Source organism: Actinosynnema sp. NPDC037264, from assembly GCF_055603705.1.
The window spans coordinates 39,651-52,061 of the sequence record NZ_JBVJVK010000055.1 but is presented as its reverse complement, the minus strand read 5'-3'; the positions used below and the strand labels follow the sequence as shown (position 1 = coordinate 52,061).

Annotated in this window: 13 protein-coding genes; 9 read left to right on the top strand and 4 right to left on the bottom strand. The window is 68.4% G+C overall.

Features of this window, described 5'->3' with window-relative positions; translation table 11 throughout:
* Positions 1–237 precede the first annotated feature (237 nt).
* The gene (locus ACZ7GX_RS36595) at positions 238–933 is read right to left on the bottom strand and encodes a hypothetical protein (protein ID WP_498783760.1); all 696 of its coding nucleotides are present in this window, start codon (positions 931–933) and stop codon (positions 238–240) included.
* 220 nt (positions 934–1,153) lie between these two features.
* On the opposite strand from ACZ7GX_RS36595, the gene ACZ7GX_RS36590 reads away from it, so the two are divergent.
* The gene (locus tag ACZ7GX_RS36590; RefSeq protein WP_498783758.1) at positions 1,154–2,383 is read left to right on the top strand and encodes a sensor histidine kinase; all 1,230 of its coding nucleotides are present in this window, start codon (positions 1,154–1,156) and stop codon (positions 2,381–2,383) included.
* A gap of 76 nt (positions 2,384–2,459) precedes the next feature.
* Positions 2,460–3,098 (top strand): response regulator, encoded by a 639-nt coding sequence (locus tag ACZ7GX_RS36585; protein WP_498783757.1) that lies wholly within the window; start codon positions 2,460–2,462, stop codon positions 3,096–3,098.
* Positions 3,099–3,177: 79 nt separating this feature from the next.
* Here ACZ7GX_RS36585 and ACZ7GX_RS36580 read toward each other — a convergent pair whose 3' ends face one another.
* Positions 3,178–3,996: a flavodoxin family protein gene (locus ACZ7GX_RS36580; RefSeq protein ID WP_498783755.1), complete on the bottom strand. Its 819-nt coding sequence runs from the start codon at positions 3,994–3,996 to the stop codon at positions 3,178–3,180.
* 16 nt (positions 3,997–4,012) lie between these two features.
* On the opposite strand from ACZ7GX_RS36580, the gene ACZ7GX_RS36575 reads away from it, so the two are divergent.
* The 4 genes from ACZ7GX_RS36575 (at position 4,013) to ACZ7GX_RS36560 (ending at position 9,523) form a co-directional block, all read left to right on the top strand.
* Positions 4,013–4,903, top strand: coding sequence for a LysR family transcriptional regulator (locus tag ACZ7GX_RS36575; protein WP_498783753.1), 891 nt, complete (start codon positions 4,013–4,015; stop codon positions 4,901–4,903).
* Positions 4,904–5,795: 892 nt separating this feature from the next.
* Positions 5,796–7,709: a GMC family oxidoreductase gene (locus tag ACZ7GX_RS36570; RefSeq protein WP_498783751.1), complete on the top strand. Its 1,914-nt coding sequence runs from the start codon at positions 5,796–5,798 to the stop codon at positions 7,707–7,709.
* An 84-nt stretch (positions 7,710–7,793) separates the two neighbouring features.
* On the top strand, positions 7,794–8,960 hold the full coding sequence (locus ACZ7GX_RS36565) for a ferritin-like domain-containing protein (RefSeq protein ID WP_498783749.1): 1,167 nt from the start codon (positions 7,794–7,796) through the stop codon (positions 8,958–8,960).
* A complete protein-coding gene (locus ACZ7GX_RS36560) occupies positions 8,957–9,523 on the top strand; it encodes a hypothetical protein (RefSeq protein ID WP_498783747.1) in 567 nt (188 codons plus the stop codon). The genes ACZ7GX_RS36565 and ACZ7GX_RS36560 overlap by 4 nt, the downstream gene beginning before the upstream one ends.
* 223 nt (positions 9,524–9,746) lie before the next feature.
* Here ACZ7GX_RS36560 and ACZ7GX_RS36555 read toward each other — a convergent pair whose 3' ends face one another.
* The gene (locus ACZ7GX_RS36555) at positions 9,747–10,286 is read right to left on the bottom strand and encodes a pyridoxamine 5'-phosphate oxidase family protein (RefSeq protein ID WP_498783745.1); all 540 of its coding nucleotides are present in this window, start codon (positions 10,284–10,286) and stop codon (positions 9,747–9,749) included.
* A 391-nt stretch (positions 10,287–10,677) separates the two neighbouring features.
* Here ACZ7GX_RS36555 and ACZ7GX_RS36550 point away from each other — a divergent pair, with 391 nt between their 5' ends.
* From ACZ7GX_RS36550 to ACZ7GX_RS36540, 3 genes are all read left to right on the top strand, one after another.
* Positions 10,678–11,052, top strand: a complete 375-nt coding sequence (locus tag ACZ7GX_RS36550; protein ID WP_498783743.1) for a hypothetical protein — start codon at positions 10,678–10,680, stop codon at positions 11,050–11,052.
* A gap of 83 nt (positions 11,053–11,135) precedes the next feature.
* On the top strand, positions 11,136–11,363 hold the full coding sequence (locus ACZ7GX_RS36545; protein ID WP_498783763.1) for a recombinase family protein: 228 nt from the start codon (positions 11,136–11,138) through the stop codon (positions 11,361–11,363).
* The gene (locus ACZ7GX_RS36540) at positions 11,360–11,512 is read left to right on the top strand and encodes a hypothetical protein (RefSeq protein WP_498783741.1); all 153 of its coding nucleotides are present in this window, start codon (positions 11,360–11,362) and stop codon (positions 11,510–11,512) included. Before ACZ7GX_RS36545 ends, ACZ7GX_RS36540 begins: the two co-directional genes overlap by 4 nt.
* A 121-nt stretch (positions 11,513–11,633) precedes the next feature.
* Here the strand turns inward: ACZ7GX_RS36540 and ACZ7GX_RS36535 are convergent, their stop codons facing one another.
* Entirely contained in the window at positions 11,634–12,383 is a 750-nt protein-coding gene (locus tag ACZ7GX_RS36535; protein ID WP_498783740.1) for an SDR family NAD(P)-dependent oxidoreductase, read from the bottom strand.
* Positions 12,384–12,411 lie beyond the last annotated feature (28 nt).

The window sequence follows — 12,411 nt, the reverse complement described above, 5'->3', positions numbered from 1 at the left end:
GTGGGAACGCCGCGCCGACATCCACGAAGCCTTCCTCGGCCTCGCCACCTGCATCATTTGCTACAGGCACGTCCAGCGATTCTGTTAGGACCTCTAAGCCTGGTAGCGCTTGGTCAGGTCGAGGGATGGGATGTGTGGGCGATGTGGGCTCCTTCGGTACCGGCGGCGGTTCCTGCCCCCGCGGCGCCGGTCCAGCTGCCACTGCGCCACGAAAGTGACGGCACCACCGCATCTCGGTCACGACCGGACGAGGCGCACGCCGGTCGCGAGCAGCCAGACGAGCCAGGCGGCGAACCCCAGGAGCCCGACGAAGAGCAGCGGCGAGCCGTCGGCGATCGCGAGGTTGCCGAGCCCCGCGGCGAGCAGCAGGCTCCCGCCCACCAGGCCCAGCAGGCGCTGCCAAGCCGGGGTCAGCCCGCTCGCGTGCGCGGCGAGGGCCGCGCCGATGAAGGTGGCGCCGAGCGTTGGCAGCGCCAGCGCGAACGCCGCCGCGTGAACCTGCCAGACGAGCTCGAACGCGGGCGTCGGCTCGGCGAGCCCGCCGGCGGACAGCGCGAGCCCGATCTGCAGGACGTTGACGAGCACGAAGACGGCCGACAGCGTCGCGCCGGCGGCCACGGCGAGGCGCAACCAGTCGGCGCCCTCTCCGCCGCGCCGCTCCACGAGGCCGTGCAGGCCAGTCACGAACACGAGCAGCAGCGGCAGGTACAGGGCCACCAGACCGGACGCGATCGCGACCGAGTCGCGGTTGGCCGCGTAGTAGGCCAGCACGTCCTCGATCGGAGCGTCGAAGGTCGGCGCGCCCGTTACCGCGAGCACCGCGTTCTCCACCACCACCGACACCACGAACGCGATCGCCGCGGCGCCGAGGAGCCGGCCTCGAACGAACCAACTGCGGGCCGGCGTGGTGGCGGTGTCCTGCGGTGATCTCATCTCTTGCTCCTTCGTCTCAGTCGGATGGCGGGTTGTCGAGCAGGTTCGGGATGTTCGTTCGGGTGTCGGGCCGTCTGTTCCGGTCAGGTGGAACAAGGTTGCCGATGCGTCCGCACGCGCCGCTACGGGCCGAGGTCGATGGCGGCGGGCCGAAGGTCTACACCCCGGGTTCGACTTTGGTCGGATGCCGTGGGGCCCGACCCGGCCGTACGCTTTGATCATGACGGCCCCGGCGGACCCGCGGGATCGGAGCCCGCTGCCGGCGGGCGTGATCAGCGATGCCGACCACGATCCGGCACGCCCGGCCGAGCGCACGGCCCGCGGCCGGGTGGTCGACGCCGCGTGTTTCGTGCTGGCCCTTGGCGTGGTGGTGCTGACCCTGGTCGACAGCCGCGCGCAGCACGTCGCGCCGGGTCTGCTCACCGTCGACCTCGTCCTCGGCGGCCTGTGCAGTCTGGGGGTGTGGCTGCGCCGGCGCCGGCCGGTCGGCCTCGCCGTGGCCGCGGGTCTGGTCAGCGTCTACGCGACGTCCGCCGGGGGCGCGTCGCTCATCGCGCTGTTCACCGTCGCGGTGCACCGGCGCTTCGCGGTGGTCGCCCCGATCGCGGCTGGGTGCGCGCTCGTACCGTTCCTGACGCTGCTGGTTCGGCCCGACGTCCCAGTCGGGTCCCCGTCGGAGATCGTGCTGGGCGTCGTCGTCGGCGTCGCGGTGCTTGCCTGGGGCATGTTCGTCCGGGCCCGACGCCAGTCGCTGCGGGAGCGGGCCGGGCGGGTCGAGGCCGAACAGGAACTGCGCGTCGCCGAAGCCCGCCAGGGCGAACGCAACCGGATCGCCCGGGAGATGCACGACGTGCTCGCCCACCGCCTGACCCTGCTGAGCCTGCACGCCGGGGCGCTGGAGCTACGCCCCGACGCCGCGCCCGAGGAGGTCGCCCGTGCCGCCGGGGTGGTCCGCGACAGCGCCTACCAGGCGCTGGAGGACCTCCGGGAGGTGATCGGCGTCCTCCGCACCGGTGTCGACCGGTCCGACGAGACGCCGGAACGACCGCAGCCCACGCTGGCCGACCTCCCTGACCTCGTCGACCAGTCGCGGCGCGCCGGGATGCGGGTACGGCTGGACTGGCAGACCGACGCGCGTTCCGCCGTACCGGCTGGTGTGGGGCGCAGCGCGTGCCGGATCGTGCAGGAAGGGCTGACCAACGCCCGCAAGCACGCCCCCGGCGGCGAGGTGGCCGTCACCGTCCGGGCAACCCCGCGCGACGGCGTGACCGTCGAGATCCGCAACCCGTGCCCGATGGGCACCGGCGGTGCTACCGCGATTCCCGGCGCCGGCATCGGCCTCATCGGGCTCACCGAACGGGCCGCCCTCGCCGGCGGACGCCTTGAGCACGGACCCACCCCGGCCGGTGAGTTCCGGCTCTGGGCCTGGCTACCGTGGCCTACCCTCTGATCGCGGCCAGGGTCGGTCCGCGGCCCGGCTGGGCGGAGAGAAGGAGCCCGACGTGAACGCAGCGGTGCGGGTCCTCGTGGTCGACGACGACCCGCTCGTGCGGGCCGGCCTGGCGATGGTCATCGGCGGCTCACCCGACCTGACCGTGGTGGGCGAGGCCGGCGACGGGAGCGAAGTAGCCGCCGCCGTCGACGCCTGCGCCCCGGACGTGGTGCTGATGGACATCCGCATGCCCATCCTCGACGGCCTCGCCGCCACCGAACAGCTGCGTGCCCGACCCGACCCACCCGAGGTCATCGTCCTGACCACCTTCGACGCCGACGAGCACGTCCTGCGCGCGCTGCGCGCCGGGGCCAGCGGCTTCCTGCTCAAACACACCCCACCCGCCGAGATCCTGCGCGCGATATCGCGGGTCGCGGCCGGCGAACCCATCCTGTCGCCGACCGTGACCCGACAGCTCATCGCCCACCTCAGCGACACCGGCGCCGCCGCCCGGCAACGGCACGCCACCACCGCGCTGGATCGGCTCAGCGAACGCGAACGCGAGGTCGCCGTCGCCGTCGGGCGGGGCAAGTCCAACGCCGAGATCGCGGGCGAGCTTTTCATGAGCGTGGCCACCGTGAAAGCCCACATCTCCCGCATACTCACCAAACTCGATCTCAACAACCGCACCCAGGTCGCCCTGCTCGCCCACGACGCCGGCCTCACCGGCTGACACCGGAGCCTTCCGCCCCCCGCCCGCACCTGTCGAAGACGCTGAATCGCCGATCGTGGGACGGATTCCGGACACGTCGTCAGTGCGTGGTGGCTGCCTCGGTCGTCACGCGGTTGTTGAGTTCGCGTAGTTCGGTCTCGGTGATGCGTTCGGTCTGATAGGCCCTGCCGTGCACCCAACGGGCCGTCACCCGGGCCACCCGGGCGCCGTAGCGCCGCGCGGTGACCATGTCGCCGTGGCTTCCGGCCAGTTCGGCGCCTTGGTCGACGTTGCTCTGGCTCATCACGCCGAGCCAGGAACCAAGCCTGTTGACGTCGTCGCGGCTCCCGCCGCTCCAGTTGTTCCCGGGCGGGTCGCCGACGGGGATCCAGAACATGTTCATCTGGGCGGCGAAGACGGCCAGTTGCTGCAACGACATCAGCTTGTCGCCGCTCTGGGAGGCGGAGTTGGTGAAGCCGCCGGCGAACTTGTCCTTCCAGCCCTGCACGAACCACTCGTCGAAGGCGGACTCCATGAACGCCTTGAACACCCAGGACAAGCTGCCCATGTACGTGGTCGAGCCGAAGATGATCGCGTCGGACTCGGCCAGGCGCGCCTTGATGCGGGCATCCGCCCAGCGGCCGTCGGTGACCTGTTCCGGGAGGAGTTGCAGGAGGTGGACGTCGGTTCCGTCGACGTCCTCCGCCCCGGCGGCGATGTGCTCCGCGAGTGCCTGTCCGCGGCCCTGCCGCGAGTGAACGACGACTGAGACGGTTGTCATGAGTTCCTCGAGTGGGTCGATGCCATGCGCGACCGCGTCTGGTGGCGCATCCCCAGTCAGCCTGGTGCGGAGCCGGCGAGCAACGCGTCTTTGAAGACCACAGCGATCGGTGTGGCCGATCGATGACTGCGGGTGCATCGACTACCCTCGGAGCGTGGAACTCGATCTCCGTCGGCTCGAGTGCTTCGTCGCGGTCGCCGAGGAACTCCACTTCGGTCGTGCCGCCGAGCGCATCTTCCTGGGGCAGGCCACGGTCAGCGAGGCCGTCCGCAAGTTGGAGGCGCAGATCGGCGGCGGGTTGTTCGACCGCACCAGCCGACAGGTGCGACTGACCCCACTGGGCGAACGCCTCCTCCCCGAGGCACGTGCCGCGCTGCTGCAAGTACGCCGCGCCTACGAGGTGGGCACGACATTCGCGCGAGAGGCGACCGAAGTCCTCTCCGTCGCCTACGCCGAAGACATCGGGCACGACCTACTACTGCGCTGCCTACCGGAACTACGCGCGCAGTTGCCCAACGTGACGCCCGTACCACGTCGCATGGACACCGCCGCCCAACTCGACGCCCTCGAACGCGGAACACTCGACATCGGCATCGGATGGGGTCCCGTCGCCTCTACCGGCGTCACGGCCACCAGACTCTCCAGAGAACGATTCGTCGCCCTGATCGCCGACAGACACCCCCTCGCCGCGCGACGCTCACTACGAACCGACGACCTCTCCGGCCTCGGCGTCCTCACCTGGCCCCACCAGGTCAACAGCGGCCTCTGCGACCGCCTCATCGCGGCATTCCAACGGTCCGGCGCCACCCTGCGGATCGTCCGCACCGCACAGGACATCGACACGATCGGCACCCATGTCGCCGCCGGAACCGGCATCGGCATGGCAGTCTCCTCTGCGATCACCCACCGAACCCTCCCCGGAATCCGCACCATCCCCCTTTACGGCCCCTCGACCTCGGTCGACCGCACGCTCTTCCTGCCCAGGCGACCGTTGAACGCAGCACAGGAGCAGCTCGCAGAACTCCTTCGCGCCACCGCGCGATGATGGTGTGGCCGCTCGATGCTTCCGACCGGGGACACCATTGGCGGTCGACGCGCTCCCGGACTGCTGCCACGGTGTGCTCAGCGTCGTCGTTCCTCGATTCGAACGGGAGTGGTTCCCGGTTCGAACAGCACCGGCGCGAATAGAGCCGGGCCGCGGCGTTGCTGGTGCGCGCCCGACTCGGCGGTGAGGCGAGGTCGACCTGATTGGACTCGACCGGGTCGACGGCGGTGACCTCGCCGTGGATGTGGATCTGCACGTGCACCGGAGAGTGGGGTCTTCCTCGGAGTCGTGAAGCGTCGCAACTCCATGATCACCGATGCGGGCTCACCCGCCGCCGTCGCCTCCGCGGAGGCCGCTCACCCCGCAAACTCCCAGTTCAGCGCGTTGCTGTCCGGCCACGCAATCGCGCTACGTCCTCGACCTGGAGAGGCAACGCTGAAAAGGCTCTTTTACTACACCCGAACGGTGGATTCACCGACAAGACCCGGTGCGGGAGACAGCGCCATATGCAAGCCTCGTGCCGAGGCCCCTTGCCGTGATCCCGGTGGATCGGCGAGCGGCGTCGGAGGTGGTCAATGGCAAAGCGGAGGGTGATTCTCGTATGCGGCGTAGGCGGACCGGCCGACAACGCGGCGAGTGGCTGCGGTTGGCGGTGGGACCCGCTGGGGATCACTGGAATCCCTTAGCAGTTCGTCGGTGGGTGACGCGATGCCTGCTCGACTCGGTTCTTCGGCTTGAACTCGGATTCTGAGCAGGTCCTCTATTTGCCAGTGGCAGTGGCGGGCCTCGGATAGTCATTCGATCACCATCCGTTCTGACGACTGGTGGGATCTGTCACCGGAATTATTCCCGTAATCGGGTGAGGTCACCCCAGACGTGGAAAGGGGTATCAATGACATCTTTCGATGATGCAGACCAAATCATTTTCCCGGCCGGTGCCGCGACGCAGACCAGCGCCGCAGAGGCCGCGCAAGGCCATTGGGACGCCGTTGTCGTCGGTGCCGGCATGGCAGGTTCCATCGTCGCCGAGCGGCTGAGCCAAGCGGGCTACAGCGTGCTGATCCTCGAAGCCGGCCCTGGCAAGGACCTGGACCTCGCCGAGTACGAGTCGTACCTGTCGCGGTTCTACGGCGCGGTCGTCAAGGACAACCAGTCTCCGTACCCGTTCAACCCGAATGCCCGGATGCCCAGGAGCACCGACACCATGCCGGTGCGTCCGGACACGCCCCGAGACGACTTCTACCTCGTACAAGAGGACAGGTACTGCACGGACACCACCTTCACCCGGGTTCTCGGCGGCACCTCCATGCACTGGGAGGGGAAAGCGCTGCGCATGCTTCCCGAGGACTTCGACCTGCAAACCAAGTACGGCCAGGGCCTGAACTGGCCGCTCGGCTACGACGACCTGGAGCCCTACTACCGGCAGGCCGAGGCCGAACTGGGCGTAGCCGCCGAAGTCGAGGACCAGGCATACCTCGGAATGCACTTCCCTGAGGGATACGTGTTCCCGATGCACCGCATGCCGCCGTCCTACCTCGACCAGACGGTCGCCCGAGGCGTGGACGGCATGCGGGTCAACCTGGCGGACGACGATTACACCCTCCGGGTGCGGAGCTTTCCGCAGGCCCGCAACGGCGTGCCGAACGCCGCGTACGACGGCGGCAAGGGCTTCGTCCCGGTCGGCGCGGTGAGCACGAGCCAGGCCGAAGAAGGCGAGCGCTGCCAGGGCAACACCAACTGCGTCCCGCTCTGCCCCGTACAGGCCAAGTATCACGCGGGAAAGACGCTGACCAAGGCGCTCCGCAAGGGCAACGTGAAGATCGTGACGCAAGCCGTCGCGTCCAAGGTGGAGATCAACGAGCAGAACCGCCGAGTAGCCGGGATCACCATCAAGAAGTACCAGTCGCTCTACTCCGACAGCTACGAGACGTACACGGTGAAGGGCACCGTCTACATTCTCTGCGCGCACGCCATCGAGAACGCCCGGCTCATGCTGGCCTCCGACATGCAGCGCATGAGCCGCAGCAAGCTGATCGGCCGCAACCTGATGGACCACGCCTACCTGCTGTCGTGGGGCCTGCTGCCCAAGCCGGCCGGCACGATGCGAGGCACAACCTGCACGAGCGGGATCACCGACCTGCGCGGCGGGCGATTCCGCAGGACCCAGGCCGGCTTCGGCGTGGACATCCACAACGACGGCTGGGGATGGGCAACCGGCTCGCCCTACACAGACCTGGTCGAACTCGTCGACAAGCGGGGCCTGCGCGGGTCGGAGCTGCGCAGGACACTCGGGAACCAGATCTCCCGACAGCTCCTGCTGGCCTTCATGATCGACCTGCTGCCCGACAAGAGCAACACGGTCACCGTGGACGACCGGTACAAGGATGCCATCGGGAACTTGAAACCTGTCGTGTCACTCAAGATCCCGCCCTACACCATGCGTGGCGCCGCGTTCGCCCGCAAGCTCGCGGCCGACATCTTCGAGAGGCTCGGCGCCGAGGACAGGACCAAGTACGACGAGAAGAGCTACAGCGCCGTCGAGCACGACGGCCAGTGGTACAACATCGTGGGCGGCAACCACCTGGCGGGCACCCACATCATGGGAACCGACCCGGCGAACTCGGTGGTCGACCACACCCAGCACTCGTGGGACCACGACAACCTCTACCTCGTCGGGCCGGGCAGCTTGCCCTCCATCGCGACTTCCAACATCAGCCTGACCATGGCGGCGCTCGCCTTCCGCAGTTCGACCCACATCGTCAGGTACCTGCGTGCCGCGAAAGCGCCGGTCACCGTGCACAGCTAGACGGCCGACAGATCGGCGGGGTCGAACGCGACACCGGCCACCGCCGCCGCCCACGATCGGGAGAACATGTCCGTTTCAGAAGTAGTGTCCGTTTCGGAATCGGAGCCGTCCGAGGGCTCCCAGATCCAGACCATCGAAAAGCTGCACGAGTACCTCTACAAGGGGCTCCAGCTGGAGCATGCGACGCTCCCGCCCTACCTGACAGCCCTCTACTCGCTGCACCCCGGGAAGAACTCGGATGCATGGCACGTCATAAGGGTCGTGGCCGTCGAGGAGATGCTGCACCTCACCCTGGTCGCGAACGTCATGAACGCCGTGGGCGGGACGCCGGACCTCACCAAGCGCGGCTTCGTGCCGAACTACCCGACGCGCCTGCCGTCTGGTCCGGATGACTTCGAGGTGCATCTCCGACCGTTCTCTCCCGAGGCTCTCGCCACGTTCCTGAGGATCGAGAAGCCCGCGCAGGCGGCTAGCGAGGAAGACAGGTTCGTACCGGTGGACTGGGCGGCCCTCGGGCTGACGTCCAACGGCTCGGCGCCGTCATCGGACGAACTGGCGGAACTCGAGGAGTCCGGCACCGTCCTCGGCCTCGTCCCCGGAGACCCCACCCAGCGCTTCTCGAGCATCGGCGAGTTCTACGAAGAGATCATCCGGGGAATCAACCACCTGGAGGACCAGGCCCGCAAGGTGGGGAAGACGATCTTCACCGGCAATCCCGCCCGCCAGGTGACCCCCGAGTACTTCTACTCGGGTGGCGGCGACGTGATCAAGGTGACGGGGCGGGACACCGCGGTCGCGGCGCTCACCCTCGTCGCGGAGCAGGGCGAAGGGCTGCACGGCGGCATCTACGACAGCGAGGACGAAATCGCCCACTACTACAGGTTCCAGCAACTGGAGAAGGGGCAGTACTACCAGAAGGGCGACAAGCCGAACAAGCCTTCCGGCCCGACACTGAACGTCGACTGGACGGCCGTCTACCCGGTGAAGCCGGACCTCAAATTGAAGGACCTCGAGGGGGACCCGGAAATCCTGGCGGCGGCCAAGGAGTTCAACGAGTCCTACGCCACCTTCCTTGCCAATGTCAATCTTGCCTACAACGGTCAGCCCGACCTGCTGCTCAAGGCGGTGTGGGAGATGTTCCGCATCCGCGACAGCATGAACCGCCTCATCCGCAACCCGCTCACCGGCCATCCGGGGGCGAACGCCGGCCCGACGTTCGAACTCCATACCGTCGAGGAGGAAGCACCGTGACGCAAGGAACGGCCACGGAAGACAAGCTGCGCGAATTCGTGAAGTTCTCCGCCGCGGTGACCGGGTTCAGCGAGTTCGACCTGTGGGGGACAGGCCAGGCGGAGGTGTACTACGAAACGGTCGTCAATCAAGAAGGGTGGGACGCGATCCGGAACGCGATCTCTTCCGATCCCTCCGCCGTCCCTCCCGATCCAGTGGTGCAAAGCATCATCAAGCTCTGGTACGTCGGCGTCTGGTACGGCCCGGAACTGACCGGACGTGTGGACGTGGCAGCCTGGACGGCGCCCGGCCGGAGCGGTGCGAAGCCCGCCGTCCCGGATGACAGCCGGCCCGAGGAAGGTCGGCCCTGGCTGGATGTGCCCGGGCAGCACCAGGCCGGGGAAAACGGCGCGCACGCCAGAGATGGACGCAAACCCTTGTTTGTCGTCTCCCCGGATGCCTACACCGAAGGGTTGTTGTGGCGGGCGATCGGCGCCCACCCATCCGGCGCGAAGGCGCCGGGCTACGGGTCGTGGGCCAATCCGCCCACGTTCGATGACTACCAAAAGGGGCAGGTGCAATGAGCAGCACCGTACCGGATCGGGCGACCGCCGGTTGACGATGCCGTGCTGGCGTTGATCGGGCGGATGGCCCGGAGAACACCGGCTGGGGCTTCCGCAGGATCCGGGGCGCGCTGCTCAAGCTCGGCCACCGGGGCGCCGCCTCGACCGTGCGCCGCGTGCTCAAGCGCGCCTACACATACCGCCCGCACCCGAGCGCAACAGCGACACTTCGTGGCGGCGGTTCCTAGGCCGGCGGTTGTTGGTCGAGCAGCCCGACGGGGTCGGTGCTGTAGGCGACCATCCAGCTGGGGTCGATGCGATACCAGACGTTCTCGTCCCAGAACGGGTCGTCGCCGTCGCCGTCGTAGTGGTTGACGAGGTAGTCGCGGATCGCCGGCCACGTCGGGTCGCTGCTCGCCCCTTCGGGGTTCAGCGGAACGGCGTGCCCGTGCGTGAAGATGCCGAGCTGCTCGCCGCGCATGAAGGTCGCGCTGATGCCGGGCCGCGCCGCGAGATGACGGGCTTTGGCGGCCTGGCGGTGGGTGCCGAAGATCCAACGGCCGTGCAGGAGGTGCCCGTCGGCGCCGCTGATGCGCGGCTCACCGCTCCGGGTGACCGTGGCGATGGCCAGGGTGCACATGCCTTGGCAGACTCGGACGACCTGCTCGGCGTCCAAGGTGCTTTCACCTGGCCGGATGATCGACTTGAGGTGGTTGCTGGAGTCGGCCAAAGACGTGTCGAGCAGGACTTGGAGGCTGCGGAGCTCGTCGGGAGTTTCGAACATCCGGCCAGTTAATCAGCTCCCACCGACAGTCTCGGCTCGGTGCGCAGTCGCCGACCGGGCGTGGGGGAGTCGGAGGAGGTGGTGCCCGGCGCGTGGTGCCCGGTGTCCAGGCAACACCACCACCTGCTCGCTCAGCGCCATGCAGTGCGCGCACGCCGTGCCCCAGTCCGGCACGTCGGTGGCGTAGAACGTGGTCATACCCGTTCGCGGCCGTTGATCAAGGTCTTGGCGGGTGTCGGTATGGTGCAACTGGACTCGATCGGTGCGCGGCCAGGCGGCTCGTCGACACCATCGCCACCACGTTCCAGCCCGCCGCGCACGCCGATGCAGGCGTTCACCGACCACGACCCCCTCCGGCAGCCGCCGAACACATGACCGACTGGAGGCGTACGTGTCCGTTGCGACCACTCCTCGTTCCCTGACCCCGAGCGAGAGGGCGGTAGTCGAACTGATCCTCGCCAACGACTTCCCCGGTGTAGTCGAATTGCGGGCTCAAGTCGACTTCGTGCAGGTGGTTGCGCGGTGGGCGGCAGATTCGGTCAGCGTCGACCTCGTGGTTCCGGAAGGAGCTCTCCCGGCGCAGGGTGTCAGTGGAGTGATCCCGGTGGATGCGACGGTGGTAGACGATTCGGGTGTGCCGTCCGGGGAGATCCTTCTCTGGGCGACCCGTGGATACCTTTCGGCAATCGAGTACGCCTGGTACGGGGATGAGGTGCCTCGTGCTCTTCCGGATGTCGCGCTGATCATGACGGAGGTGCGTGCGTAGCTGGTGCGGTGTCTGGACACGTCGACCCGGTAATCGGGCTGTGAAGCTCGGCGTCCGTACGCCCGCCGAGGTCCGGATCTGCTCTGGTCCCGGATCTCAACGAGCGCGGCGTCCCGTGCCCGGCCGCGCACGACGCCGAGCGCAACACCCACCGCACCAGGCGTCGCCGGACGGTCGAGACGCTCACGGTGATCCTGCAGAACCCGCGCTACACGGGCTGGCAGATGTGGAACCGGCAGGGTGTCGACCATGACCACACCACCCCGGCTGCTATACCAGCGCGTTCCGGCAACGGCGCAGTCGGTCGTTGACCAACTTCGGCTCGTTCTCGAACATCACGAGCAACTCCGCGCACGTGGCGGCGTCGCCGATGGCCGGCCTCGCGCACATGACGCGGCAGCTCCACGCCGACCAGCACGAGCGTCAGATCGACCGAAGGATCGCAGACCTCGAGCATTGACGACGACCTCGCTGCCGCACGACCGACCCTGCACCGCACGGGACGGTCGATCGACGATCCGCTCGACCACGAACGACAGGAGGACCGGCCCACCGCGGAGAATTGGTCCGCACGAGGCCCGTCAGGTGCCCTCGATCTTGCGTTGCAGGGCGTTCATCCCGATGATCCACCGATCGGTGTCCGCGGCCTTGGCACGGTAGTAACCAGCTACCTCCGGATGGGGCAGGATGAGGAACCGGTCGTCGGCGAGGGCTGTGACGACGGTGTCGGCGACCTCCTCCGGATCGATGGCGGTCGGCTCCACGAGGGAACGCATGCTCGGCCCGGCCCCGGCGAGCATGCCGGTACGCACGCCCTGCGGGCACAGCGCCTGCACGGTGATGCCACGGTGCCGGTAGGTGACGGACAGCCACTCGGCGAAGGCGAGCGCGCCGTGCTTGGTGACGGCGTAAGGGGCGGAACCGAGCGTGGTCAGCATCCCCGCCGCGGACACCGTGGCGAGGAACCGACCGCGGCCCCGCGCCAGCCAGGCGGGAAGGAGCAGCTCGGCGGCGCGGACGTGCGCCATCACGTTGACCTCCCACGCCCGCGCCCAGGAGGCCGCAGGAGCCTCTGGGCCGCCCTCGGGGGCCACGCCCGCATTGGCGCAGTACAAGTCGATGGCACCCAGCTCGTCGGTCGCCGTCGCGACCAGCCGTCCGACACCGGCCTCGCTCGCCGTGTCCACCACGACCGCGACGGCGCCGGTCTGCTCGGCCACCTCGACGACCGCGTCACCGTCGACGTCGGCCAGCACGATCCGCGCTCCCGCGGCGGCGAACCGGCGCGCCAACGCCGACCCGATGCCGCCACCCCCGCCGGTGATGACCACCCCGGCACCTCGGAGGTCGAATCCAGCA